Below are 26,132 nucleotides of genomic sequence, written 5' to 3' on the forward strand. Positions count from 1 at the left end.
TCAGGCTTGTCGACCTCCCAAGCCGAGGGGCGTTTCGAGATCGATATCGACCCGGACGGGGAAATGATCGGATGCCACCTCGCCCATATCGGATCCGACCGAACGCACCCGCCCGGCGAACATGCCGCCGACGAAACAATGGTCGAGCCGGCGCTTTGCCAGCCTGCCGTCGATGATCTTCTCATGCGTGTGGAAGTCAGCCGCCGGTTCGATCGCCACGGCGGCGGCATCGACGAAACCGTCGAGATAGGCAGCGCCACGATGGTAAGGCGTGCTGCCGACGATGCGGCGATATTCGGCGCTGCCCGGCTCCATGTTGAAATCGCCCATCCAGATCGCCGCCGGCGGATTTTCCGGCTCGGCTTCGCCATGGGTCCAGTTGCGCGAAGGTTCGTCATCGACCCCGCTCCACGGTCCGCCGTCGGTGGGCGCACGGCGATGTTCGGCCAGCAGGTATTCGATCTGCTCCAACCGCTCTTCGGCCGCGATATGCGCCAGATGCAAGGACAGCACGCGCACCGGGCCGGCCGGCGTGCGGATCAGGCATTCCAGCGCGGCGTTGCGGGTGTTGAGCGGCCGCAGCGTGCGGCGCATCGGCAGCGCATGCAGCCGCGACCATACGATCGGCAGCTTCGACAGCACCATGGTGCCGAACTGCCGCCGCCGGTTGACCAGGCGCCCCTCGCGCCGCTCGCTAGCATCCATGTCGAAGGCCGGCCCGTAGACCCAGTAATAATCGGGCAGCAGGCGTGAAAGCAATTCCGGCTGGTCGTCGAAATTGCTGCGCTGCCAGTGCCGCTCCACCTCCTGCAGGGCAATGATGTCGGCGCCGTCGACGATGCGTGCCGCGCGCGAAAGATCGTAGCGCTCGTCGCTGCCGAATCCATACTGGATGTTGTAGCTGACCAGCTTCATTGCTTATCCGGCTTAATTTCCATCATGGCAGTAGCGGTTCGGCGGGTTGGTTGCAATGTGCAGGAGAATGGATGCGGCTTGTGCCAGGAGCCCTCCGCCTCACCGCGCGATCTTGCACCGATTCCGGTCCGTTCCGGTATCCTTCGCGCGCCGGAAAACGGCGTATGACATTTCGCGGACTGTAGCGGCTCAAGTCTGGCGATGAGCCGTCTAATCCGTCGTCAACGGCTGGAACCGACCAGCCGGAGACGCCGCCAGTTCCGACCAGTCGATCTCTTCTTCCAGGCGATGATAGGCTTCGTCGCCGATCGTGCCATTGCTGCGCAATTCCTCCAGCGTATCGCGTTGGCGGTTGATGGCATAGAGGCGCAGCCGGTCGTATTCGGTTGCCGCCTGTGCGTCGTCAGGGTTTTCCGCGATCGTGCGTTGAGCCTGGTATTGCTCGCGCACGACGGCCGCCGCGGCCGATGTCTTGCGGCTCAACACGTCAAGCGCGGCCTGCATGACGGCGACGCGTGCCTGGGCCACCTCACGGTCTATCGTCGTATCCCGTTCGAAGTTGAGTATCCGCAGCAGGGGCTTCAGGCTCATCCCTTGCAGCACCAGCGTGCCCAGCACCACCGCGAAGGCGGCAAGCACGATCGGATCGCGGCCGGGAAAGCCGGCGGGCAGCGCAATGGCCACCACCAGCGTCACCAGCCCCCGCATGCCGCACCAACCGACGAGCACGGCGCCGCGAAACGTCGGCGCATCGCGCCTCCGCTCTTCGCCGTCGAAGCGGGCAAACCATCGGATGATCGCAACGAAACTCGCCACCCAGACCAGGCGTGCCACGATGACAACGGCCAGCACCATCGCGGCAAAGAGAAAAGCTTCGCCTTGCCCATCGCCGGAGAGACGCCCGACGATCGATCGTGCCTGCAGGCCCATCAACACGAAGGCCAGCACGTTGAGCACGAACACCGCCGACTCCCAGACCGAATAGGTGCTGACGCGGCGTCTCGCCGACATGTGCCGTGGCGCGCTGCGCGCGATGGTGATGGCGTAGACGACAATGGTGATGATCGCGGACAGCCCGAGCCTGTCCGCCAGGATCCAGACGCCGAACGTCCCGGCGAACTGCACCACGGTGCTGCTTGCCGCATCCTCGATCCGGGACAGCGTCAACAGTGAGAAGCGGCCAAGCAGATAGCCCGCCACGAGGCTGCCGATGGTCGACAGCAGGATCGTTGGAACGGCGTTGCTCAGCGTGATCGAGCCGAGCGCCGCCGAAACCGCCAGCCGGTAGATCAGCAGCGCGGTGGCATCGTTGAGCAGGCTCTCGCCCTGCAGGATGGCGGTGATGCGGTGCGGCACCTTGAATTGCCCAAGAACCGCGCTCGCCGCCACCGCATCCGGCGGAGCAACGATGGCGCCGAGCGCGATCGCCGCCGCGATCGGCAGGCCGGCCATCTTCCAGCCGACGAAGGCAACGACGGCGGTTGTGAAGACAACGGCGCCGAGCGCCAGCAATACAAGCGACAGCCTGTAGCGCTTCAGGTCGCGCAGCGAGGTGTCATAGGCGGAATCGAGAAGCACCGGGGCGATGAACAGCGCAAGCGCCAGTTCGGGATCGATCTCGATGGTTGGCGCGCCAGGCACGAAGGCAATCCCGACGCCGGCCAAGGCCAGCAGGGACGGATAGGGAATCTCCAGCCGCCGTGACAACGCCGTCAATGCGACGGCAGTCAAAAGCAGGACAAGCGTCAGTTCGAAAAGAGCCATGGGCTGTTACATCCGTGGGATTGCTGGCGCAGATATGCACGCAGCATGCGGTGGATTGGCCATCGAACTCAAGCCCTCCGGCAATACGCCCGAAATCGCCTCGGATGGAGGCCTTGCCCGTTGCCCAGAAGATATCGCGGTCGTTCACCACCGGCTTGACGCCGCTTGCCGACGCTTGAGAGGGGCGGGAATAATGAATGTGTCCAACTATGTGTTGGCATCCTTGCCGCCGCAATCCCGGCTGGATTGAACAGCAACGCAATTTCCGGCGACGCTGCCGCCGAAATCTGGGGGCTCAACCCCGTTCCCTGAGGCTCATGCGATCGGGCTAATGCAGCACCAGCATATCGCCCGACGAGAACGAAATCTCAGCCTTCTCGCCAACGGCGGGCGGAGGCGTCGCCGAGTTGTTGAACGTGTCGAGCGATACCGTGTTGCCGCCGATGCCGACGCGGACCCGGATCACCGAACCGAGGAAATGCACCTCCGAAATCTCGCCGGACAGGCTGGAATCGCGGCCGGGCTGACGGCCGAGCGAAATTGCCTCGGGCCGCAGCGCCAGCGCCAGCGTATCGCCGGACTTCGAGCCGTTGAGCTTGCCCTTCAACTCGACTTCCTGCGTGTTGACCTGCACCTTGCCTGACGCGGCATCGGTGACCTTGCCTTCGAGCACGTTCAGCGTACCGACGAAGTTGGCAACGAACTTGGTCGCCGGCCGGTTGTAGATCTCGAACGGCGTGGCGACCTGCTCGGCCTTGCCGCCATACATGACCGCGATGCGATCGGATATCGACAGCGCTTCTTCCTGGTCGTGCGTGACGAAAATGGTGGTGATGCCGAGCTTCTTCTGGATCGAGCGAATTTCCTCGCGCAGCGAAACGCGCACCTTGGCGTCGAGCGCCGACAGCGGTTCGTCGAGCAGCAGAAGCTTCGGCTTCGGCGCGATCGCACGCGCCAGCGCGATACGCTGCTGCTGGCCGCCCGAGAGCTGGTAGGGGTAACGGTCGGCCATCTGCGGCAGCTTGATCATGTCGAGCATCTCGGCGACGCGCTTGTCGGCGTCGGCCTTGGGCATGCCTGCAACCTTCAGCCCGAAAGCGATGTTCTGCGCCACGGTGAGGTTCGGGAACAGCGCGTAGGCCTGGAACACCATGCCGACATTGCGTTGATTGGGCTTCAGTCGCGTGATGTCCTTGCCGGCGACAACGATCTTGCCGGCCGACGGCTCCTCGAAGCCTGCAACCATGCGCAGCACCGTGGTCTTGCCGCAACCGGACGGTCCTAGGAACGAGACGAACTCGCCCGGCTCGACGTCGAGGCTGAAATCCTGGACCACTGTGTTGGCGCCGTAGGATTTTCGCACATGCTGGATGGACAGAAATGGCTCGGCCATGGCTTTTCTCTCAGGTCAATTCGGACGGTTCGCCGATTTCGGCGCGAAGCGGGACAGGATCTGGATGAGCGACATGCAGCCCCAGGTAATCGCGAAGGCGATGATGGCAAGGGCTGCCGGCTCATAGGCGCGGTTGGCGCCGATGTTCTGCAGGTAAGGGCCGAAGGCCGGCCGGTTGAGCAGGCTCGCCATGGTGAACTCGCCGATAACGATCGCGAAGGTCAGGAACGCCCCTGACAACACCGCGATCAGCACATTGGGCAGAATAACCCGGCCGACGATCGTCGACCAGCCCGCGCCCAGGATCTGTGCTGCTTCCGTCAATGTCCTCACGTCGATTGTGCGCAGCCCGGTGTCGACTGCGCGATACATGTAAGGCAGCGACAACGTCGCATAGCCGATCACCAGCAAAGCGTTCGCACCCATATTGCTTCCCAGGAACGGCAGCGGCGAATTCGAACCGTACATCCTGATGTAGCCGAAGACGATGACGATGGCCGGTATGACCAGCGGCAACAATGTGATGAACTCGACGATCGGCCTGAGCTGAGGCAGACGCAGCCGGATCCAGTATGCAGCCGGCACCACGATCAGGATTCCGAGGATGATGGTGAAGATGGCAGCGATCACCGAATACAGGAAGGTTGACTGGAAGCGCGCATCGCCCAACACGATCTGATAGGCGTCGAAGGAATGGACGCCGCGCCGCATCCGCAGCGAGAACTCGACCGTCGCCATCAGCGGAATGAAGAAGTAGGCCGCGCCGACGATAAAGATGACCCAGGCCCAGAATTTGCCCGACTTCATTTGAGCCACCTCTCGGAGCGAGTCCGGAACCAGATGTAGAAGACGTTGGCCAAGCCCGTGATGACGATCATGCCGAAGGCGATGGCATAGCCGAGCTGCGGGTTGTGCAGCACATCGCCATTGATCTGCGAGTAGAGCTTGATGGGAACGATGTTGAGTGCCGGTCCGGCAAACGCATAGGCGGTGGCAATGGCGCCGAAGGCATTGGCGAACAGGAGGATGACGGTGCCGAGGAAACTTGGCCATATCACCGGTATGACCACCATGCGCCAATATTGCGACTGCGTGGCGCCGAGCGTGGCCGCCGCCTCGCCCCATTCTTTCTTCAAGCCGTCGATGGCCGGCACGATGATGACCACCATCAGGGGAATCTGGAAGAACAGATAGACGGCGATCAGCCCCGACGTGGTGAGGAAATTGAAGCCCATCGCATAGATGTTGATATTGAGCACGTCACGCAGCAGCGTCGTGACGATGCCGACCCGGCCGAGCGTCGCCAGGAAGGCGAAGGCCAGCGGCAGGCCGGCGAAATTCGACGCGACGCCAGAAAAGGTCAGGGTCGCGGAGCGCGTCCAGCTTGGAAGTCCGCCGCGCACGATCGCGATGGCTATTGCGAGCCCGGCAAAGGCGCCGATGATGGCCGACCAGAAACTGATCTTGATCGAAACCCAGTATGAAGCGCTGATCGACGGATCACTGACCAGCTGCAGGATGTTGTCCAGCGTAAATCGGCCGTCGCCGGTCTGGAACGCCCCCACGACGAGGTAGATCGTCGGCAGGATCAGGAACATCAGGACGAAGATAAAGAAGGGCGCCACGCCGATCCATTGCGTCGGCAAGCGGAAAGCAGTCGCCTCGTTCGGCGGCGCGGGCTTGGCGGCAAGCGACTGATTTGAAAGCGTAAGATCGGTCATGCGCCGGCTACCGTCTTCGAGGGAAAGCCGGGCGGCCTCACGGCCGCCCGGTCATTTCAAGTCTTACTTGACGTTGGCGCCGACAACGGCGTCCCAGTTCTTGCTGATGGCTTCCTTGGCCTTGCCCTGCTCGTCGAGCGTCGGGAAGGCAGCGGAAGCGTAGGCTTCAGCCGGAGGCAGCTTGGCCAGCACGTCAGCCGGGATCTTACCGTTCTTGGCGAGGTCGTTGAAGCGGATCGGGTGGCAATAGCCCTTCAGCCAGCCGATCTGGCCTTCGTCGGAATAGAGGTATTCCATCCAGAGCTTGGCTGCGTTCGGATGCGGAGCGAAAGCGCTGATCGCCTGCACGTAGACACCGGCGACAACGCCGCTCTTCGGTACGATGACGTCGACGGGCGGGTTGCCCTTCAGTGTGTCGCGGCCAGCAAGGGCGTTATAATCCCAGTTGATCAGGATCGGGGTCTGGCCCTGTGCCAGCGTCGCGGGCTTGCCGACGACCGGGACGAAATTGCCAGCGGCGTTGAGTTTCTTGAAGAAGTCGAGCCCAGCGGTGCCGGCGGCTTGACCAGCAGCGGCACCCGACGACAGGCCAGCGGCATACACAGCCTGGATGGCCTGGTTCGAAGCGCGCGGGTCACCGGCAACGGCTACCGCATTGGCGAATTCCGGCTTCAGGAGATCGGCCCAGTCCTTCGGCGATTCCTTGATCAAGTCCTTGTTCACCATGAACGACAGAACGCCGTAATAGTCGCCGTACCAGGCGCCATCGGCATCCTTGGCGCTGTCCGGGATCGAGTCCCAGGTCGATACCTTGTAAGGCATCAACAGGCCATCGGCCTTGGCGGTCGGGCCGAAGGACAGGCCAACGTCGATGACGTCGGGAGCCTGCGGGCCCTTGTTATCCTTGTTGGCCTTGATCGCCTCGACTTCGTCGCCGGAGCCGGCATCGGGATTGAGTTCGTTGATGGTGATTCCCGGATACTTCGCCTTGAAGCCGGCGATGACATCGCCATAGCCGCACCAGTCATGCGGCAGGGCGATGGTCGTGAGCTGGCCTTCAGCCTTTGCAGCCTTGACGAGATCGTCCAGCGAAGCCGCGGACGAAATCACCGACGACACCATGAGGGTCGCGGCCGAAAGGGAAAGCACCTTCCCCGTGAATTTGAACATGTGTTCTCTCCGTTGAACTGACGCCGTTGGACGCCTGCGATGCGGTATCGTCTTCATGTGACAGCCAGATGAAAGCTTTGTGAAACCGGCAGCCCGCAGTGCGAAAAAGTAAACTCTTTTTAACCTGATGTAGCAATTGGCCGGCGTATCTTTTTCCGGCTAACTAGTTTCTGCCTTGTCCTGCATCGCCTCCCCTTGTTTCCCTGCCCCATTTCCAGATCAACTCGACGCGCGAAAAGTGCTTCAGACGGTGCCCGCGATGGCGTTTTCGAGCAAGGTCAGCGCCGCCTTTTTTGTCAGCTTGACCGGGTTGCCCCCGGCCGTGGGATCGACCACCGCCATGTCGGCGATCAGTGCCTTGCGCTTCTTGTCCATGTCGAGCCCCTTGATCAGGCCCGGCAGGGCGTGCGGCACCTTCAGGTCCTTGCGCAGCTTGATGATCGCCTTGGCGAAGCCGTCGAAGCCGCCCTTGATGCCGCAATAGGCGGCGAGCCGGGCAATGCGCTCCTCGATGGAGTCGCGATTGAAGGCGAGCACATAAGGCATGAACACGGCATTGGTCATGCCATGATGGGTGTCGTAGAGCGCGCCGATCGGATGCGACAGCGAGTGGATGGCGCCCAGCCCCTTCTGGAAGGCCGTGGCGCCCATGGCGGCGGCGCTCATCATATGGGCGCGCGCGACCAGGTCCTTGCCGTTGGCAAAGGCTTTCGGCAGGTTCTCGAACACCAGGCGCACACCTTCGACCGCAATGCCGTCGGCCATCGGATGGTAGCCCGGCGCGCAATAGGCTTCCAGGCAATGGGCGAGCGCGTCCATGCCGGTGCCGGCGGTGATGAGGCCGGGCATGCCGACCGACAATTCCGGATCCGCGATCACGATCGCCGGCAGCAGCTTGGGATGGAAGATGACCTTCTTGGTGTGCGTCTCCTCATTGGTGATGACGCCGGCGCGGCCGACCTCCGAGCCGGTGCCGGCGGTGGTCGGCACCGCGATGATCGGGGCGATGGCGTCCGAATTGGCGCGCGTCCACCAGTCGCCGACATCCTCGAAATCCCACACCGGCCGCGTCTGGCCGGCCTGGAAAGCGATCAGCTTGCCGAGGTCGAGCGCCGAGCCTCCACCAAAGGCGATGACGCCGTCATGCTTGCCCTTCTTGAACACGGCGATACCGGCGGTCAGATTGGATTCGACCGGGTTCGGCCTCACCTCGGAGAAGACGCCATAGGGAACCTTGGCATCGTCGAGAATCTTCAGCGTCGAGGCGACGACCGGCAGTTTCGCAAGGCCCGGATCGGTGACGAACAAGGGCCGCTTGATGCCGGTTGCCGCCAGCACCTCGGGCAGTTCCTTGACGCGTCCGGCGCCGAAGCGGACGGTGGTGGGGTAGTTCCATTTGGAGATCAGTTTGGACATTGCTTGTCTTTCGAAAAATCAGATGGCTTCGCGCAGGTGGAAGGATTTCGGTCGGGTCAGATTGTCGTAGCCGATGGCTGACAATGCCGCGCCCTTGCCGGTGTCCTTGACGCCGGTCCAGACCAGCGCCGGATCGAGATAGTCGCAGCGGTTCATGAACACCGTGCCGGTCTCGACGCGGTTGCCGATCGCCACCGCGTGCTCGCTGTCGCGCGTCCAGATCGAGGCCGTCAGCCCATAGGGACTGTCGTTCATCAGCGCGATCGCCTCCTCGTCATTACGCACCTTCATGATGCCGACGATCGGGCCAAAGCTTTCCTCGCGCATGACGCTCATCTGATGGTCGACTTCGGTCAGCACCTCCGGTGCCAGGTAGGGTGAGCCGGCCTTGTCGTTAGCCACCTTCATGTTGATGTGTGCCTTGGCGCCCTTGCGCAGCGCTTCCGCCTTCTGCTCGCGGATCAGGTCGGCGAAACGCGCCTGCGCCATCGGCCCCATCGTCGTCGCCTGTTCCAACGGATTGCCGACGACATAGTTCTTGGTCTCGGCGATGAAGCCTTCGACGAACTCGTCATAAACCTTTTCGTGCACGTAGACGCGTTCGATGCCGCAGCAGCACTGGCCCGAATTGTAGAAGGCGCCATCGACCAGATTGGCGACGGCGTGATCCATCTTGGCATCGGGCAGCACATAGGCTGGATCCTTGCCGCCAAGCTCGAGGCCAAGTGTCATGAAGGTTCCCGCTGCGGCTTTTTCGATAGCGCGGCCGCCGGCGACCGAACCCGTGAAATTGACGTGATCGATCTTGCCGGAGCCGAGCAGCCTTTCCGTCTGAGCGTGGTTCAGCACGACGTTCTGGAACACGCCCTTGGGCAGGCCGGCCTTGTCGAAGGCCTGCTGGAAGCGCTCGCCGACCAGCAGCGTCTGCGCCGCGTGCTTGAGGATGACGGCGTTGCCGGCCATCAGCGCTGGCACGATGGTGTTGACGGCGGTCAGGTAAGGGTAATTCCAGGGCGCAATCACCATCACCACGCCGAGCGGATCCTTCTTCACATAGCGGCGGAACCCGTCCTTGGGATTGGAGGCCGGCACCGATCTCAGCGCCGCCTCGGCGATCTCGACCATGTAATTGGTGCGTTCCTTGACGCCGCCGAACTCGCCGCCATAGCGGACAGGCCGCCCCATCTGCCAGGCGATCTCCGGCACGATCTCGTCGGTCATCGCGACCAGCGCTTCGAGCATGGCGAGCATGTACTTGCCGCGCTCGACGATCGGCGTCTCGGCCCACTTCTCCTGCGCCGCCTTGGCGCGCTCGACAGCGGCATTGATCGCCTGGTCCGTTGCCACGGGCCGCTCGGCATAGATCAAGCTGTCGATGGGAGATTTTAACTTGACCGTTTCGGTCATTCCTTCGGTCCTCACACTTCATGAAATGTTGATTTTGACGCAGCCCGCCATTCAGACGATGGCTGAGAGGACAACGCCGACTAGTACCGCTCGAACCCCCGGTGCAGTTCCCAATCCGTAATCCGGCGGTCGTATTCGAACTGTTCCCATTTCGCGGTATGCACGTAGTGTTCGAGCACATCCTCGCCGAGCGCCTGCTTCAGCATCTTCGACTTCGCCAGCGTCTCGGTGGCATCGCGCAGGGTCTTCGGGATCTCCGGCAAACGAGATGCCTGATAGGCATCGCCGACGAACGGTTTTTGCAGCTCCAGTTTCTCGTCGATGCCGGCAAGGCCTGACGCGATCAGCGCCGCGAAGGCGAGATAGGGGTTGAGATCGGCGCCGCCGATGCGGCACTCCATGCGGATGCCCTTGGTGCCCTCGCCGCACAGGCGGAAGCCGGCGGTGCGGTTGTCCTCGCTCCACATGATCTTGGTCGGTGCGAAGGTGCCGGCCTGGAAGCGCTTGTAGGAATTGATGTAGGGCGCCAGGAACCAGGTGAACTCCTTGGCATATTTGAGCTGTCCCGCCGCCCATTGCTGGCCGAGCGTCGACAGCGTCCAGTCGGCCTTTTTATCGAAGAACAGCGGCGTCTTGCCGTCGGCGCTCCATAGCGAATTGTGGATGTGGCTGGAATTGCCGGCGAGCCCGTAATTGTACTTGGACATGAACGAGATGGCCTTGCCCTCGGACTCGGCGATCTCCTTGGCGCCGTTCTTCAGGATGACGTGGCGGTCGGCCATGTCGAGCGCCTCGGCGTAGCGCACATTGATCTCTTCCTGGCCGGGACCCCATTCGCCCTTGGAATTCTCGATCGGAATGCCGGCCGCTTCCATCTCGTTGCGAAGCCGGCGCATGACGCCTTCTTCCTTGGTAGTGATGCCGATCTGGTAGTCGCCGATATAGGGCGAGGCGGTGTCGAGACCCTGCCAGTGCTTCTTGCGGGCGGAATCGTAGGTCTCGTTGAAAAGGTAGAATTCGAGCTCGGAGGCGAAATAGCCGATATAGCCGCGCTCCGTCAGCCGCTTGACCTGCTTCTTCAGGATCGCGCGCGGCGAATGCGGCAGGTCGTCATGGGTGTGGTGGTCGAGCACATCGCAGATCACCAGGGCGGTCTTTTCCAGCCATGGAATGCGCCGCAGCGTCGCAAGGTCCGGCTTCATGACGAAGTCGCCATAGCCCTTCGACCAGCTTGCCGCCTTGTAGCCCGGCACCGGCTCCATATCGATGTCGGCGGCGAGCAGATAGTTGCAGCCATGCGTTTCGTCATGCGCGGAATCGACGAAATATTGCGCCAGGAACCGCTTTCCCGCCAGCCGGCCCTGCATGTCGACGATGCAAGCCAGCACCGTGTCGATCTCATCGTTTGAGACCGCTTTCTTCAACTGATCGAACGAGAAATTCCCGGCCATTCCTTTGGCACTCCAAATGCTTTTCGGTTGAAAGGGATAAACGCAGTCATGGCCGGCGCGAGGCCGGCCATGAGCTTGAGGCGAAGTGTCAGTGGCCGGTTTCGCCGACGGCCATCTCGGCCGCCTTGATCGCCGCCTGGCGTGCCGCGATGATGTCTCCGAGCGGCGGACCCTGGAAGCGGTTGCGCTCGAAGGCGAACCAGACGATCGCCGTCAGGATGAAGAAACCGACGGTTATGTAGAGTGCCCAGTCGTTCGGCGGCTGAATGCCGATGACGAAGATCAGGACCATCGACACGATCGACAGGAAGCCGAACAGCATGAAGACGCCGCGGCCCATGTTCCACGGACCCATCTTGTCCCACTTCGGCGTTCCCCAGGCCAGCATGCCAAGCACGATCGGCACGATGAAGGAGAGGAACAGGAAGATGACGGTGCAGGACACCACGATCGTGTAGGCCGAGGTGCCGGCGACCGAAACCAGCGTCGAGCCCCAGACGAACAGCACCGACAGGATCGACGCCGTCCAGATCGCCGCCACCGGCGTGCGGTAGGTCGGGCTGACCTTGGCGAGTGCCGCCGAGCCGGGCAGGCCGCCATCACGCGAGAAGGCGAAGATCATGCGCGAAGCCGAGGTCACGGTGGCGAGGCCACAGAGCAACTGGGCAACGAACACGACGAGGTAGACGAACTCCTTGACGCCGGGGCTGACGCGCTGGTCGAAAGCCCAGAAGAACACGTTCCAGCCCTGCTTGGCGGCGTCGTCCATATTGGGGATCATCAGTACGAAGGCGACAAGGAAAAGATAGCCGAACAATGCCGACCAGATAACCGACATCACCATGGCACGAGGCACGGAACTGGCTGCTTTGATCGTTTCCTCGGAGGTATGCGCCGAGGCATCATAGCCGGTGATCGTATAGATCGGCAGCAAAAGGCCAAGGGCGAACACCCAGGCATTCGACACCGACGGCCAGACGCCGCCGCCGGCATCGCCGGAATAGTTGTGGAATGTGAACAGCCGGCTGAAATCCCAGTGTTCGGCCGAAATCAGGCAGACCACGGCGATCAGGATGGCGCCGAAGAAGATCAGGTAGCCCGAAAAGTCGGTGAGCTTCGCCGTCAGCTTGATGCCCAGATGGTTGATCAGCGCCTGGGCGCCGGTGATGATGACCAGGAAGATCATCTGGTTGGTCAGCGTGCCCTCGATGCCGAGCGCAGGGCCGAAGGCGCCGACGAAAAACGTCCAGGTGCCGACATTGATGGCGCCGAGCACGGTGATCAGGCCGAGCAGGTTGAGCCAGGCCGTGACCCAGCCGGTGCCGCGATTGCCGAGGATCGAGCCCCAGTGATAAAGGCCGCCGGCCGTCGGATAGGCCGAGCTGATCTGTGACATGGCCACCGCGAAGGTCAGCGATATGAAGCAGCCAACCAGCCAGCCGATGCCGATGCCTATACCGCCGGCCCCGGACGTGGCCTGCGCCAGCGAGTTGATGCCGCCCGACAGGATGCAGATGATGGAGAAGGAAACGGCGAAATTCGAAAAGCGGCTGAGCCGCCGCTCCAGTTCTTGGGCGTAGCCCATGTTGTGGAGGACTTTTATGTCCTCCGCCTTGTCAACTTCGGTATAACCCGGTGCTGCCATCTGAAGTCCCCTTATTCTTGGCTGGCCGATTGAACTGACTTTCCAACTGCACTTGATCGAGAGCCCTTGGCCTCCTCGGGCTCCAGATTCGAAAAAATGCCTGTGAGCAGATCCGCCCATTTCCGCTGCCCGGTCTCGCCGGAGATTTCATCGTTGCGGATTTCGATCATCGCGCAGGGCAGCCCACGCGAGCGCGCATGCCGTTCGAGCGTGAAATAGACGCGGTCGGCAGGCGAATAGGGTTCGTTGATGCCGACGGTGACGCCGGCAAGCCGCCGCAGCGCCGATATCAGCGGCGACGCCAGCCGGCGATCCTCGTCGTGGATGATGCCGATATGCCAGGGCCTGTTGCGGCCCCTGTAGACCGGCGTGAAGGAGTGGACCGAAACCAGCCGCGTCTCCTGGCCGCGCGCCAGCCGGTCTTCGACGATGCGCTCGATGGCGCTGTGAAACGGCTGCCAGGACAGGGCGACCCGCGCCGCGCGCTGTTTTTCCGACAGACCGGTATTGCCTGGGATGGCTGTCGTCTCGCTGACCGGGGGTACAAGGTCCGGCGCGTCGAGCGGCCGGTTGCAGTCGATGACGAGGCGCGAGATGCGGGTTTCGACCAACGTCGCATCCAGCGCCTGCGCCATGCGCAACGCAACCGGCAGCGCACCGGGATCCCAGGCGATGTGGCGGGACAGGTCCTCGGCGGCGAGGCCGAGCGCGCCGAATTCGGCGGGCAGGAAATTGGAGGCGTGATCGCAGGTCAGCACGAAAGGACTTGATCCGCGGGGATTGGTTACCCTCACGGTATCAGACGATGCAAGGCTGGCGGGCCGTGCTTGCTCCATAGTCTGCCGTCCCCGGGGAGCGCTGTACCGTATGTTACGTATTTTGTCTCATTGCGTCCCTGTGAATGATTTCATACAGTTTATCCGGCTTTGTCAAATGCGATCTCATTGGCGAGGCCACTGCGTGGGGGAAAAGATGATTTCCAGCATTGCCGAACTGATCGCCGACCGCGTCGGCACGATGCCGGCGGGCGAACGGCGCGCCGCCCAGACGCTGATCGCCAGCTATCCGATGATCGGCCTGAAGACGGTCGCCGAATTCTCGGCTGCCGCCGGCGTCTCCTCGCCGACGATCCTGCGCTTCGTCGCCCGGCTCGGCTTTCAGAACTACCCGGAATTCCAGTCGAGCCTTCAGGACGAACTGGCCGCGCAACTTCAATCGCCGGCGATACGGACGCTCAACCCGCCCTCGCCCGGCGGCAGCGCTGTGTCGCCGGTGCTGGAAGCGACGCTCGACAACATGCGCGAGACCTTCCGCCACCTCTCCGACCGGCAGCTCGACGATATCGCGGCGCGGCTTGCCGACCGGCGTGGCAAGACTTTCCTGATCGGCGGTCGCTTCACCGACCCACTGGCACGCTACATGGCGGCCCACCTCGCCGTCATCCAGCCCGATGTCTTTCACCTCGCCGGACAGGAGAGCATGTGGCGCGACCGGCTCATAGACATGGGCAAGCGCGACGTGCTGGTGATCTTCGATATCAGGCGCTACCAGGACAGCCTCGTCCGCTTCGCCGAAAAGGCGCATCAGCGCGGCGTTCAGATCGTGCTCTTCACGGACCAGTGGCTGTCGCCAATCGCCCGTTTTGCCCGCCACGTCATCGCCGGACGTACGGCGGTGCCTTCCGCATGGGATTCATCGGCCGCGCTTTTCGTCGTCGCCGAAACGCTGATCGGCGCCGTCACGAGACAGCTCGAGGCCGACGGTGCCCGGCGCCTCCGCGAGATGGAAGGTCTCCGCTAGCCCGATCCCGGGAAAATCTGTGAAACGGTTTTCCCTTCCGGAATTGCGCCAAAACAACGGGAGCGGAATCAGGCAGCCGATCCCGGGCAAATCGCAGCCGCGCCGAAGACCGTCCCGCCTTCACGTTACCGAGATGTTCGAAAGTTTTGTCAGCGCGGTCATCATCATGGCCACGGTGCCGCTCGGCCTCGCCTGTGCATCTTCGCGCTTCTGCTTTCGGGCACCAGCCTCAATGCCTACAGTCAGATCGGCCTGGTGCTTCTGGTCGGCGTCATGGCGAAGAACGGCATCCTGATCGTCGAGTTCGCCAACCAGCTGCGCGATCGCGGGCTCGGCGTGCGCGAGGCGATCGAGCAGGCCTCGACCATCCGCTTGCGGCCGGTGATGATGACGATGATCTGCACCGTGCTCGGCGGCGTGCCGCTGGTGCTGGCAGCGGGTGCGGGCGCCGAAGCGCGCGTGGCGCTCGGCTGGGTGATCGTCGGCGGGCTGGGGCTGGCCACCATCTCGACGCTCTTCCTGACGCCGGTCGCCTATCTGCTGCTCGGCCGTTTCGTCACGCCGAAGACCCACGAGGAAGCGCGGCGGAAGCGCGAGCTCGAGGAAGCCGCCTACGCCAATGTGGAATCGGCGGAATAGGGTAATCCAGATCTATTTCAGCAGCCGGCCCTCGATCGACCAGCGCGCGGCGAGGAAATTCAGCACCGCCGCCACGATGACACCGCCGATCTTTGCCGGCCACACGCCGGCGATGCCGGCAAAGAGTGCGATGGACAGGCTGGAGACGCCCAGCGAAATCAGCGCCCCGAGCGAGACGAAACGCAGGAAGGCATCATGCAGCCGGATGGTTTGATCGCGCTCGAACGACCAGAAGCCATTTGCCACGAAAGAGAAGACGACGGCGATCGACCATGAGATGACGTTGGCGGGCAACGGCGGGACATGCAGCCTGAGCAGCAGGAAAAAGCCGGCAAGGTCGATGGCGGTGTTCGCAAGCCCGACAATGGCAAAGCGGACGATCTTGTTGCCGGTCGAGCGCCGGGGCTGATCGGCGCCGCTCATCCTCTGCCATCCATGATCTCGACACCGGCACGGGCGAGGCTCGCGCCGAAAGCGTCCGAGGCCAGGATCTCCAATTCGACCGTGCGCACGCTTTGCATCGGATCTCGCGCGCGTAGCGTCTCGTCGACATGGCCGGGATGGCACATGAACAGCCCCTCTTGCGGCAACGTCTCGACGGCGGCTTGCAGGGCAGGCGCGAACTTTTCCGGCTGCCGCCAATCGTAGATGCCGGCAAGAGGCGTCATGACGATAAAACCAGCGCCTTGCATGGACCGATTGAAGCCCCGGGCCAGTGCTGCGATCGCCGCAATCTTCGGCATCGCTGCCGGTGCAGGAGCGCCGCGCAGCATCGGCCTGCCCGTGCCCGCGGGAAAACGGGCCAGCACCCATTTGCGTACGACCGGCAGGAAATGTACGTGCTGATGCCCGTCGACGAAGTCGGGCAGGCGGCCAAGCGTCTCGATGAATCGGCTGTATTGCGCGTCGAGTTCGGCATGGACATCCCGGTCGTCGACGCGGCCGCGCAGGATCGGCAGTGCCAGCGAACGGAGCGGCGGCAGCCGGCCTTTTGGCGCCAGGCTCGACTGGCCGGTGATGGCCGGCTGGTCGGTGAGGGTCAGGTGCAACCCAATCGCCACGCGGCCGCGCAGCGGCTTGATAAGCGCCGCCGCCTCCGCCCATTCGGGAAAGCCGGTCATGCAGCTAGTGCCGGTCAGGCGTCCACGATCGAGCAGGTCGAGAATCCCTGCCGAGACGCCGGGCGCCAGGCCATAGTCATCGGCGATCAGGCGGATGCGCCGCGTCATGCGCCGGACGCGCCTGGCGGCCTGTGCAAAACGTCGCCGCGCACGACATCGCGCACGATGTAAACCGGCCGGTCCTTGCTCTCGCTGAGTGTGACCCAGACATATTCGCCGATCAGTCCAAGCAAGGTTAGGTTGAGACCACCGAGCAGGACGACGGCGACCAGAAGGCTGGGGTAGCCTGGAACGGCAATGCCGTAGAACAACACTTCGAAGAACACCTTGGCGCCATAGGCCGCACCCGCCAGCGCCGCCAGCAATCCGCTCAGGCTGATCAGGCGCAGGGGAATGACGGAAAACGAGGTAAAACCTTCCAGCGAAAAGGCAAGCAGGTTGAGCCTGCTCCATTTCGACGTGCCGCTGGCGCGGTTCTCCGGCGAATAAGCTATGGCCTTCTGGCGAAAGCCAGCCCAGGCGAACAGACCCTTGTTGAAGCGCCTTTTGTCACGCAAGCTTGTCAGCGCGCGGGCCACGGTACCGCGCATGACGCGAAAATCGCCTGCATTCTCGGGAATGTCGAAACGCTGGCTGCTGTTGATCAGGCTATAGAACAGCTTCGCCAACTGGCTGCGCCGCCAGCTGGCCTCGCGCCGGTCGTTCTGGGCGTAAACCACGTCGATGTCGGGATGCTCCACCAACTCGCCAATCATTCGCAGGCTGACATCCATGGAATGCTGAAGATCGGAATCCATGATCAGCACCATGTCACCGCGCGCGTAATCGAGGCCGGCGAGCACCGCGACCTCCTTGCCGAAATTGCGGCTGAGCCGCACGATCTCCCAGGAACCGGACAGCGCCCGCGAAAATCGCTCCGCGCCGTCATCGCGGCTGCCGTCGTCGACCAGGATCTTGTGGACGGCCATGCCGAAACGCTGCGACACCGCGGCCTCGAGCTTGTCGAGCAAGGCGGCGAAAGCCGATGCGGATTGCGCCTCGTTGAAGAACGGCGCCACGATATCGAGAGCAGGCCGCGACTCAGCCATTTGCGATAGGCCTTTCATTCATCACCTTGTCTCGAGCCACCTTGTCTCGCGCCTTGGCCCAAAACCACCAGATCAGCGAGCCGGCGATGACGGTGACCGCGATCGGCCGGAACCAAGGATACGTGAAATCTTGGATATGACGCTCGATGCCCGTCAACCCTGTCACGAACAGCATCACGGACAGTATCGAGGCGAGCACACCGCCTCGCTGCTCGCGCCACAGCAAGGCAATGGCGAGACCGGCGGGCACGGCGATCATGGCATAGGTGTTGGGCTCGACGCGCGGGTTGAAGACGCACATGTAGAACGCCGCCGTCAGGAAGATGGCGAGCTCAGCCGTTCCGCGTTCGAGCTTGCGGTCGAACCAGACGACCATGGAAAGCGTAAACAGCGCCATGACGATGCGCACGATCGTGGCGCCGAATTCCGGGATCGGCAGCCCCATTTTGGTAAAGGGCGCCGTGAAGTCGGTGGGAACAAAATGGCTGGTGTTGTCGACAGCCATCGAGGTCAGCATCCCGGCAAAAACCCGGTACTGCTCGGTCAGGTAGCCGGCGGGAGCGAATGCATAAGGCAGCGCGATCACGAACAGCACCGCCAGCACCAGCACCGGTATCAACCGGAAACGCACGGCGCCCACCAACAACAGCATGATGACCGCGGTCGGCTTGGCGATGATGGCGACCGAAGCCCAGAAGAAGGTCTCGGCGCGCCGCCCTTCGAGCGCCGACAGGGTGAGGAGCCAGCAGGCGCCGGTCAAAAGGATCGTCGCCTGGCCATTGCGGATCGCGCCCAGGGACATCGGCAGGGCAAGGAAGAGCCCGAACGAAAGCAGCCACGTCAATTCCCCGCCGCCAAGCTTGCGCACCTGCCGCATCGCGGCGAAGGTCAGCACCGCGAAACCGATGATATGCCACACCAGGCCGCCAAGATGAGGGCCGAGCTTGAACAGTGGGATGTAGAGCGCTGCAAAGGCGGGCGCGTAGAGATATCCCATCTCGGACTGGATATTGTAGAGCGGACGGCCGGCCAGAAACTCCTCGCTGCCATACCTGTAGGCCAGCAACACGGAACGCGTGTCGGGCGCCCACAGGACGAGGACAAGGACGACCAGAAACGCCCCGATCCACAGGCCAAATCCCAAACGGTCGAAAACCGGCTTGGAAATCGTCATAAAGGCACCCCACACCACTTCAGAACAGGCCCTTGCCCGCGCCGTCCGGCATTTCGATGGCGGCGGCATATCACGGACAAAGCGAATTGGCATAGGGGCTGAAGGACGCGGCCATCAACTTCGCGGACTGCCGCCGACGGCCATGCATCATGGGGCCTGGCTCGGAAAAGCCCTGAAAGCCTCGGATTGAAACTTCCGGCACAGCTCCGAATGGCCTCAAGGCCGGATGAAAACCTTGCCGTTGGGCTTGGCCAGTTCACCCGGCACCCGCGCCATCGCCTCGGCGAGCGGCACGACAGCCGTCACGTCGGTCAACCAGCGTCCGTCGGAGAAACGCTTCTGCGCTTCCAGGATCGCAGGACCGCGCCGATCCTTGGATTGCCGCATCCATTCGCTCAGCCAGAAGCCCTCGATATGCTTGTGCTGGAAGATCAGTTGGCCAGGCTCGCGGATGATGGTGGGATCGGGATCGAGCCGGCCATAGATGATCCAGCGCGCCCGTTTTGGCATCGCATTGAAGATGGCCGACGCCAGCGGACCGGTGACCGCGTCCAGCAAGATGCGCGGCTGTTCGGCCTTCATCACCTCGCGCAGCGCGGCTTCGAAATCCGGCGCCTTCTCGTTGAGCACATGGGCGGCGCCGATCTCCTTCAGAAGCGCGATCTGCTCATGGCGGCGCACGGTAACGACAGGCCGGAACCCTTCCTCCCTGGCCAGGCCGATGATCAGCTTGCAGAGCTGGCTGGCGCCGGCTGTCATGATGAAGGCTTTTTCGCCTTCGTGCTTGACGATGTCGAACATGGCGATCGCGGTGAGCGGATTGACGATCATGGCCGCGCCATCCTCATCGCGCACCTTGTCGAGAAGCGGGATGCAGGCCGCCGCCTCGGCAACCGCGTATTCGGCCCAGGAGCCCCAGTTGCTGAGGCCGGTGGCGAAGGCGACGCGCTTGCCGACAAGGCCCTTGGGGTAAGGCTCGTCGCCGCCGGCAACGACGGTGCCGACGCCCTCGAAGCCTGCCGGCCGACCCTTGGCCCGCGGCTGGCCATATTGGCCCTTGATGAAGGCAACATCCGAGGGATTGATCGAGGCCAGGCTGACCTTGATCAGCGCCTGGCTCGGTCCGGGCGTTGGTACCGCGATGCTGCCCGGCTGAAGATAAGGCTCCATTGCCTCGAGCACGCTGCCGCTTGGTGTCTTGGTATAACCGTCGCCGACCAGGAGCAGCGCCTTCATTTCGGAGGGAATGGTCATTGGTGACACTCCTTGCTTGTCGCGGAAATGCGGCGGCCTGAACCGCTGCTCAGATCTTCTCCTGTGTGTACTTCTTCAGCTCCGTGCGTGCCACCTGCCGCAGATGCACGGCGTCCGGCCCATCGGCAAGGCGCAAGGTTCTGAGATGCGTCCACGAGCGGGCCAGCGGCGTGTCCTGGCTGATGCCTTGCGCGCCGAACATCTGCACCGCTTCGTCGGTGACTTTCAGCGCAACGCGCGGTGCGATCACCTTGATCTGGCTGATCCAGGGAGCCGCGGCGCGCGCATCGCCCTGATCGATCATCCACGCCGCCTTGAGGCACAGCAGCCGGGCCATCTCGATCTCCATGCGACATTCGGCGATGATGTCGAAATTGGCGCCGAGTTTCGCCAGGGGCTGGCCGAAGGCCTCGCGGCGGACCGAACGCTGGCACAGCATCTCCAGCGCCATCTCGGCCTGGCCGATGGCGCGCATGCAATGATGGATACGGCCGGGGCCGAGCCGGCCCTGCGCGATCTCGAATCCCCTGCCCTCGCCGAGGATCAGGTTGGATGCCGGTACCCGGACATTGTCGAAGCGAAGGTGCATGTGGCCATGCGGCGCGTCATCCTCGCCATAGACCTGCATGGCGCGGACCTTGGTCACGCCCTTCGTGTCGGCAGGCACCAGGATCATCGAATGGCGGCGGTGCTGTGGCTCCCCGTCGCCGCCAGTCCGCACCATGACGATGTAGATGGCGCAGCGCGGATCGCCCGCGCCCGACGCCCACCATTTCTCGCCGTTGAGCACATAGTCGTCGCCCTGCCGCTCGCAGCTCATCGAAATGTTGGTGGCGTCGGACGAGGCGACATCCGGCTCGGTCATCAGATAGGCCGAACGGATTTTTCCATCCAAAAGCGGCTCGAGCCATGCCTGCTTGTGGTCGGCCGAGCCGAAGCGCTCCAGCACCTCCATATTGCCGGTGTCGGGCGCCGAGCAATTGAAGGTCTCCGCACCGAGATGCGCCTTGCCCATTTCTTCTGCAAGATAGGCGTATTCGACAGTGGAAAGGCCATAACCGCGTTCCGAGCCGGTCAGCCAGAAATTCCAAAGGCCGCGCTCTCTCGCGGTCTTCTTCAGCCCTTCGAGGATCTCGCTCTGGCGCGCGCTGTAGGTCCAGCGATCGCCGGCCTTGCTGACTTCGCCCAGGAATTCCTTGTCGAGCGGCATGATCTCGTCGCGCACCATGGCAGCGACACGCGCGTGGATCGGCTTCAGCCGCTCGGTCATGCCGAGATTCATCTCCCTCATCGGTCGCTAACCCTTCATGCAAGCCGGGCATTTTGTCAGTGGCAAGGATGACCGCACTTCGGATAGCCTTGTCAACGCGAACTGTTTGCCCGCACACCGAGCGCGGAGGATTGGAATGGCCTACCTGGACGAGCTGTTTTCGGTGACCGGCAAGATCGCGCTGGTGACGGGAGCCGCGACAGGCATCGGCCGCATGGCGGCGACCGCGCTGGTCAGGGCGGGAGCCAGCGTGATGATCGCGTCGCGCAAGGGCGAGGATTGCATCAAGGTCGCCGGCGAGATGAACGCCCTCGGCGCCTCTGGCCGCGCGGAGGGCTTTGCCGGCGACGTCTCCAGCGAGGCCGGCATTGCGGCGCTCGTCGCCGAGGTCAAGGCGCGGACCGACAGGCTCGATATCCTCGTCAACAATGCCGGCGTTTCCTGGGGCGCGCCGCTGGAGAGTTTTCCCTACTCGGCCTGGGCCAAGATGTTCGGCGTCAATGTCACCGCGGTCTTCCATCTGACGCGCGAATTGCTGCCGCTGCTCGAAGCGGCGGCCAGCGACGACGATCCGGCCCGGGTGATCAATCTGGGTTCGGTGATGGGCACGCAGCCCTTGGCCGACGACGCCTATTCCTACGCCGCCTCCAAGGCCGCCGTTCATCATCTGACGCGCACCCTGGCGCTTGAGTTCGCCGCCCGCCGCATCACCGTCAACGCCTTCGCGCCGGGGCCTTTCCAGAGCCGCATGACGGCGTTCGCGACGGCTACGGAGGAACAGGCCCGGCATGTCGGCAGCCATGTTCCGATCGGCCGCATCGGCGCGCCAGATGACATTGCCGGCGCAACGCTCTATTTGTGCAGCCGTGCGGGCAGCTATGTCACCGGCGCCATCCTGCCGATCGACGGCGGGCAGTCGGTGCAGCATGGATTGACCCTGTTCAAGGAATGACATGTTCCGGCCGCAGAAGCCGGAGATGAACTGGAGGACATGAGCGTGGAACCGATCAGTCTCGATGTGCTTCTGGCCAGTGTCGGCAAGGAAGTCGGCGTCTCACCGTGGCGTGTGGTCACGCAACGCATGATCGATCAATTCGCCGACGCCACCGACGACCACCAATTCATCCACTGCGATCCGGAGCGGGCCAAGCGCGAGACGCCGTTCGGCGGCACCATCGCGCATGGCTTCCTGTCGCTTTCGCTGTTGTCGGCGATGACCTTCGAGACCATGCCGCCGCTGGAAAATGGCAAGATGGGCGTCAATCACGGCTTCGATTCGCTGCGCTTCCTGGCACCGGTCAAGACCGGCGCTCGCATCCGCACCCATTTCGTGCTGGCCGACGTCAAGGTCCGGCCGTCGGGCTGGGTGCAGACAGCGCACGATGTGACGATCGAGATCGAGGGATCGAAGAAACCGGCGCTCACCGCCCGCTGGCTGACGCTGACCCTGATCGAACGCCAGCCCGAGACCGCATGAACGACGCCAACGCGCTCGACCAGGCAGCGCTCGCGCCTTACCTCGAGGCGGCAATACCGGGCTTTTCGGGGCTCGCCACGATCGAGAAATTCAAATCCGGCCAGTCCAACCCGACCTATCTTCTTAAGGCGGCCAGCGGCCGCTACGTGCTGCGCGCCAAGCCGCCGGGGCAGCTGCTGAAATCGGCGCATCAGGTCGACCGCGAATTCCGCGTGATGAAGGCGCTTTCCGGCACCGCCGTGCCGGTGCCCGAAATGCTGCATCTATCGGCCGAGGAGTCGCCGGTCGGCCGCATGTTCTACGTCATGAATTTCCTCGACGGCCGCATCTTCTGGGATCCGGCACTGCCGGAGGCGTGCGACAATGACGAGCGCGCCGCGATCTACGATGCCATGAACGCCACGCTCGCGGCCCTGCACGATGTCGACGTCGAGGCCGTGGGGCTGTCCGATTTCGGCCGGCCGGGCAATTATTTCGAGCGCCAGCTGGCGCGCTGGACCAGCCAGTACCGTGCCTCGGAAACCGGCACCATCGCCGACATGGACCAGTTGATCGCCTGGCTGGAAACGCATATGCCCGCCGATGATGTCCTGATATCGCTGGTGCATGGCGACTATCGGCTGGACAATCTGATCTTCGCGCCGGACCGGCCAAAGGTGCTGGCGGTGCTTGATTGGGAACTCTCGACATTGGGCCACCCCTTCGCCGACATCGCTTATCAATGCATGCAATGGCGCCTGCCGCATGCTTCCGGCTTTCGCGGTCTCGGCGGCATCGACCGCGCCGCCCTCGGCCTGCCTTCCGAAGAGAACTATGTCGCCGCCTATTGCCGCCGGCGCGGGCTCGCCGGCATCGGCAACTGGACCTTCTTCCTCGCCTTCTCCTTCTTCCGGCTGGCCGCGATCTGCCAAGGCGTCTACAAGCGGGCGCTCGACGGCAACGCCTCCAATCCCGAAAAGGCCAAAACCTACGGCGAGGCGGTGAAGCTGCTTTCGCATCTCGCCGCCAGACGGATTGAGGAGGAGACATGACGGGCCGCTTCAACCCGGCCAACTCCTTCATGACCGGGCACGCACTGGCCGTCGATGGCGGCGTCGGCGCCATCTGATGCCTGGGAACAGGCGCCGCCCTTGTTCGTTTCCGTACAGCGTATATAATTAGCCAGGTACACCAACCAAAAGAGGCACCAGACTTGCCGCTGAGCGTCCAGAAACGCCGCGCGAAACAAAAGGCCGAACTGCGCTCCGAGCTCGTCGAGGCCGCGCACAAGCTCGTCCAGGAAGAAGGCTATGAAGGCCTGACCATCCGCAAGCTGGCCAAGCGGGTCGGCTATGCGCCGATGTCCGTCTATTCCTATTTCGCCGACAAGCAGGACATCCTGTTCGCGCTGGCCGAAGATGCGTTCGAGACGCTTGCCCGCCGAATCGAGGAGCACCCGTCCGACGATCCGATCGAGGCCCTGCAGGCTGTGATGACCGAATATGCCGCGTTTGGGCTCGGCAATCCCAATGAATACCGCACCGTCTTCATGACGGAAAAAACCAAGCCGCCGGAAGGCCGAAGCTATAAGGACATGGAGGAAGGCAACCCGGCGATGAAAGTGCTCATCAAGCGGGTCGAGGCCTGCGTCGCCGCCGGCAAATTGCATGGCGATCCGCGCGCCATCGCCACCATGCTGTGGGCCGTCGGCCACGGCACGATCTCGCTGCTGATCACCTTTCCCTTCTACCCCTTCGGCGACCCGCAGGCTTTCGTGAAGCGGATGTGCGATTTCACCCTTGCCACGCTCAGCACGCAAGAGGTGCCGCCTCTGACCGAGACGCCGGTCAACTGCTGACAGTTGCTTCTTTCATTCCTGGATCACCCCGTCATCCCCGGCCAAACCGGGGGGAAATTTTTGGGTTAACAAAAATCTACCGTACGCGTACGATTTTGGCTTGAACTTCCGGGTCGACGGGCGTATCTGTACAGCATATCGTACATGTACGAAAAGAATTCACCCGTCAAGAACGGAGACTGACAATGAAAAAGACCCTCCTCGCCCTCGCCGCCGTGCTGGCACTTTCAGGCTCGGCCTTCGCCGCCAGCGCCACCCAGCCGGTCAAGCAGGCGCCTGCCGTAACCTGCGTTGACACCAAGACCCATGCGAAGCTTGATTGCAGCGCGACGGGATCGGTCGAAAAAACGACCACCAGTTCGACCAAAGGCAAGAGCCCGCGGCTCGGCATCGACATCAATCCGTGGATCGTTCCGAACTTCTGATCCACGGCTTTCGAAAAGTTGCCTCGGAGCCCAGCTTCAGGGCCGGGACTGGCTCTCCGAAAGACCGTATCAGGCGATCGTCAGCGGTCGCCTGGCAGCAGAACTCTCAAAGGCCGCGTCGATCAGCTTCTGCATGTCGGCGGCGCGCCGGAAGGACGGATCGCCGTTCAGGCCGGTGTTCAGCGCTTCGGCAAAACGCCGGGCGTTGCGCTTGACATCCGGCGGCGTCAGCGTCCGCCAGCGTTGCTGGTCGACATCCTTGCCGAGGCAAGCCGACAGGCTTGACACCTTGCCGTCGGTCTCGACCTTGATGGCTCCCTTGGTGCCGTGCATGGCCAGCGACAGCTCATTGGTGTTGCCGGTCATGTAGCGGCTCGCCACGATCGTGGCGAGCGCGCCCGACTTCAGCCGCGCCGTCATCGCCACGCTGTCATTGGCATCCAGCACGTAATCGCCGATCCGATCGCCGTCGGCCTTCGGAAACGTCACCAGATCGGCATGCAGGCTGACGATGTCCTCCGCCGCGCCGTAGGTGGCGAAATCGAGGATATGGATGCCGACATCGCCCAGCACACCTGTCGAACCATGCCGGCTCGATAGGCGCCACAGCCACTTGTCCTCGACCCGCCAGTCGCCCCAGGATTTGCTGACCAGCCAGCTCTGCTTGTAGCTCGCCTCGACATGGCGCAAATCGCTGATCTCGCCGGCCTGCACCATGCGCCGCGCTTCCTGGATCGCGGGCGAGTTGCGATAGGTCAGGTTGACCATGTTGACGACCCCGGCCGCCTCGGCCGCTTCCGTCATGGCCAGCGCATCGGCGTGGTTCGGCGCCAGAGGCTTTTCGCAGAAAACGTGCTTTTCCGCAGCCAGCAGGGCCAGCGTCGTTGCCTTGTGCACGCCGTCCGGCGTCGCGTTGATGGCGGCGTCGAACTGCCCCCAGGCGATCGCCGCCTCCAGGCTCTCGAAGAAATCGCCGATCCTGTTGGCGGCGGCAAACGCCGCCGCGCGGCCCGGCACCTGATCGACACAAGCGACGATCGTGCAGCCGGGAATCGCGGCAAATTCCTCGACGTGATGCCCGGCAATGCCGCCGGTGCCGAGCAGAAGCAGCCTGTGTGTCATCGGCCCAAGCCCCTCATCAACTCACCCCAGGCAACTCAGCCCC

The 26,132-nt window shown here is 63.1% G+C and carries 24 protein-coding genes and 1 pseudogene; 7 read left to right on the top strand and 18 right to left on the bottom strand.

Features of this window, described 5'->3' with window-relative positions; all coding sequences use genetic code 11:
- The 11 genes from FJ930_RS05105 to FJ930_RS05155 form a co-directional block, all read right to left on the bottom strand.
- A complete protein-coding gene (locus tag FJ930_RS05105; RefSeq protein ID WP_141835485.1) occupies nucleotides 1–915 on the bottom strand; it encodes an endonuclease/exonuclease/phosphatase family protein in 915 nt (304 codons plus the stop codon).
- A 210-nt stretch (nucleotides 916–1,125) separates the two neighbouring features.
- Nucleotides 1,126–2,679 carry a sodium:proton antiporter gene (locus tag FJ930_RS05110; RefSeq protein ID WP_141835488.1) on the bottom strand — a complete coding sequence of 518 codons (1,554 nt, stop codon included), beginning with the start codon at nucleotides 2,677–2,679 and terminating at the stop codon, nucleotides 1,126–1,128.
- Nucleotides 2,680–3,007: 328 nt separating this feature from the next.
- Entirely contained in the window at nucleotides 3,008–4,072 is a 1,065-nt protein-coding gene (locus FJ930_RS05115; protein WP_141835490.1) for an ABC transporter ATP-binding protein, read from the bottom strand.
- 15 nt (nucleotides 4,073–4,087) lie between these two features.
- A complete protein-coding gene (locus FJ930_RS05120) occupies nucleotides 4,088–4,879 on the bottom strand; it encodes an ABC transporter permease (RefSeq protein ID WP_141835492.1) in 792 nt (263 codons plus the stop codon).
- Nucleotides 4,876–5,670: an ABC transporter permease subunit gene (locus FJ930_RS05125; RefSeq protein WP_246676816.1), complete on the bottom strand. Its 795-nt coding sequence runs from the start codon at nucleotides 5,668–5,670 to the stop codon at nucleotides 4,876–4,878. Before FJ930_RS05125 ends, FJ930_RS05120 begins: the two co-directional genes overlap by 4 nt.
- A 186-nt stretch (nucleotides 5,671–5,856) precedes the next feature.
- Nucleotides 5,857–6,963, bottom strand: a complete 1,107-nt coding sequence (locus FJ930_RS05130; protein ID WP_140741910.1) for an ABC transporter substrate-binding protein — start codon at nucleotides 6,961–6,963, stop codon at nucleotides 5,857–5,859.
- Nucleotides 6,964–7,206: 243 nt separating this feature from the next.
- On the bottom strand, nucleotides 7,207–8,379 hold the full coding sequence (locus tag FJ930_RS05135) for an iron-containing alcohol dehydrogenase (protein ID WP_141835497.1): 1,173 nt from the start codon (nucleotides 8,377–8,379) through the stop codon (nucleotides 7,207–7,209).
- Between the two features lie 18 nt (nucleotides 8,380–8,397).
- On the bottom strand, nucleotides 8,398–9,786 hold the full coding sequence (locus FJ930_RS05140) for an aldehyde dehydrogenase family protein (protein WP_141835500.1): 1,389 nt from the start codon (nucleotides 9,784–9,786) through the stop codon (nucleotides 8,398–8,400).
- Nucleotides 9,787–9,866: 80 nt separating this feature from the next.
- Nucleotides 9,867–11,237, bottom strand: coding sequence for a glutamine synthetase family protein (locus FJ930_RS05145; RefSeq protein ID WP_141835502.1), 1,371 nt, complete (start codon nucleotides 11,235–11,237; stop codon nucleotides 9,867–9,869).
- 88 nt (nucleotides 11,238–11,325) lie between these two features.
- On the bottom strand, nucleotides 11,326–12,882 hold the full coding sequence (locus FJ930_RS05150) for an amino acid permease (RefSeq protein WP_140690546.1): 1,557 nt from the start codon (nucleotides 12,880–12,882) through the stop codon (nucleotides 11,326–11,328).
- An 11-nt stretch (nucleotides 12,883–12,893) separates the two neighbouring features.
- On the bottom strand, nucleotides 12,894–13,718 hold the full coding sequence (locus FJ930_RS05155; protein ID WP_141835505.1) for an N-formylglutamate amidohydrolase: 825 nt from the start codon (nucleotides 13,716–13,718) through the stop codon (nucleotides 12,894–12,896).
- A gap of 136 nt (nucleotides 13,719–13,854) precedes the next feature.
- Between FJ930_RS05155 and FJ930_RS05160 the strand changes: the two genes are divergently transcribed.
- Together FJ930_RS05160 and FJ930_RS05165 are read left to right on the top strand one after the other, a co-directional pair.
- Nucleotides 13,855–14,682, top strand: coding sequence for a MurR/RpiR family transcriptional regulator (locus FJ930_RS05160; protein WP_141835508.1), 828 nt, complete (start codon nucleotides 13,855–13,857; stop codon nucleotides 14,680–14,682).
- Between the two features lie 69 nt (nucleotides 14,683–14,751).
- Nucleotides 14,752–15,321: pseudogene (locus tag FJ930_RS05165) on the top strand (efflux RND transporter permease subunit); the annotation flags it as partial.
- Between the two features lie 12 nt (nucleotides 15,322–15,333).
- On the opposite strand, the gene FJ930_RS05170 reads toward FJ930_RS05165, so the two are convergent.
- The 6 genes from FJ930_RS05170 to FJ930_RS05195 all read right to left on the bottom strand — a co-directional run bounded on the left by FJ930_RS05170 (nucleotide 15,334) and on the right by FJ930_RS05195 (nucleotide 21,249).
- Nucleotides 15,334–15,744 (bottom strand): GtrA family protein, encoded by a 411-nt coding sequence (locus tag FJ930_RS05170; protein ID WP_141835511.1) that lies wholly within the window; start codon nucleotides 15,742–15,744, stop codon nucleotides 15,334–15,336.
- On the bottom strand, nucleotides 15,741–16,550 hold the full coding sequence (locus FJ930_RS05175) for a ChbG/HpnK family deacetylase (RefSeq protein WP_141835514.1): 810 nt from the start codon (nucleotides 16,548–16,550) through the stop codon (nucleotides 15,741–15,743). The genes FJ930_RS05170 and FJ930_RS05175 overlap by 4 nt, the downstream gene beginning before the upstream one ends.
- Nucleotides 16,547–17,530 carry a glycosyltransferase family 2 protein gene (locus FJ930_RS05180; protein ID WP_141835517.1) on the bottom strand — a complete coding sequence of 328 codons (984 nt, stop codon included), beginning with the start codon at nucleotides 17,528–17,530 and terminating at the stop codon, nucleotides 16,547–16,549. Before FJ930_RS05180 ends, FJ930_RS05175 begins: the two co-directional genes overlap by 4 nt.
- A complete protein-coding gene (locus FJ930_RS05185; protein ID WP_141835520.1) occupies nucleotides 17,523–18,704 on the bottom strand; it encodes a glycosyltransferase family 87 protein in 1,182 nt (393 codons plus the stop codon). Before FJ930_RS05185 ends, FJ930_RS05180 begins: the two co-directional genes overlap by 8 nt.
- Before the next feature lie 216 nt (nucleotides 18,705–18,920).
- The gene (locus FJ930_RS05190; RefSeq protein WP_141835523.1) at nucleotides 18,921–19,958 is read right to left on the bottom strand and encodes a zinc-binding dehydrogenase; all 1,038 of its coding nucleotides are present in this window, start codon (nucleotides 19,956–19,958) and stop codon (nucleotides 18,921–18,923) included.
- 49 nt (nucleotides 19,959–20,007) lie between these two features.
- Nucleotides 20,008–21,249, bottom strand: coding sequence for an acyl-CoA dehydrogenase family protein (locus FJ930_RS05195; protein WP_141835526.1), 1,242 nt, complete (start codon nucleotides 21,247–21,249; stop codon nucleotides 20,008–20,010).
- A 115-nt stretch (nucleotides 21,250–21,364) separates the two neighbouring features.
- Here FJ930_RS05195 and FJ930_RS05200 point away from each other — a divergent pair, with 115 nt between their 5' ends.
- The 5 genes from FJ930_RS05200 to FJ930_RS05220 all read left to right on the top strand — a co-directional run bounded on the left by FJ930_RS05200 (nucleotide 21,365) and on the right by FJ930_RS05220 (nucleotide 24,967).
- A complete protein-coding gene (locus FJ930_RS05200) occupies nucleotides 21,365–22,180 on the top strand; it encodes an SDR family oxidoreductase (protein ID WP_141835529.1) in 816 nt (271 codons plus the stop codon).
- A 39-nt stretch (nucleotides 22,181–22,219) separates the two neighbouring features.
- Nucleotides 22,220–22,705: a MaoC family dehydratase gene (locus FJ930_RS05205; RefSeq protein ID WP_280175382.1), complete on the top strand. Its 486-nt coding sequence runs from the start codon at nucleotides 22,220–22,222 to the stop codon at nucleotides 22,703–22,705.
- The gene (locus FJ930_RS05210; RefSeq protein WP_141835532.1) at nucleotides 22,702–23,736 is read left to right on the top strand and encodes a phosphotransferase; all 1,035 of its coding nucleotides are present in this window, start codon (nucleotides 22,702–22,704) and stop codon (nucleotides 23,734–23,736) included. The genes FJ930_RS05205 and FJ930_RS05210 overlap by 4 nt, the downstream gene beginning before the upstream one ends.
- Nucleotides 23,737–23,897: 161 nt before the next feature.
- Nucleotides 23,898–24,542, top strand: coding sequence for a TetR/AcrR family transcriptional regulator (locus FJ930_RS05215; protein WP_141835535.1), 645 nt, complete (start codon nucleotides 23,898–23,900; stop codon nucleotides 24,540–24,542).
- Between the two features lie 185 nt (nucleotides 24,543–24,727).
- A complete protein-coding gene (locus FJ930_RS05220) occupies nucleotides 24,728–24,967 on the top strand; it encodes a DUF680 domain-containing protein (RefSeq protein WP_141835538.1) in 240 nt (79 codons plus the stop codon).
- A gap of 69 nt (nucleotides 24,968–25,036) precedes the next feature.
- Here FJ930_RS05220 and FJ930_RS05225 read toward each other — a convergent pair whose 3' ends face one another.
- Complete coding sequence (locus FJ930_RS05225; RefSeq protein WP_141835541.1) at nucleotides 25,037–26,089, bottom strand: Gfo/Idh/MocA family oxidoreductase; 1,053 nt, start codon at nucleotides 26,087–26,089, stop codon at nucleotides 25,037–25,039.
- Nucleotides 26,090–26,132: the final 43 nt, after the last annotated feature.

This window comes from Mesorhizobium sp. B2-4-15, assembly GCF_006658505.1.
In the GTDB taxonomy this organism is placed as follows: domain Bacteria; phylum Pseudomonadota; class Alphaproteobacteria; order Rhizobiales; family Rhizobiaceae; genus Mesorhizobium.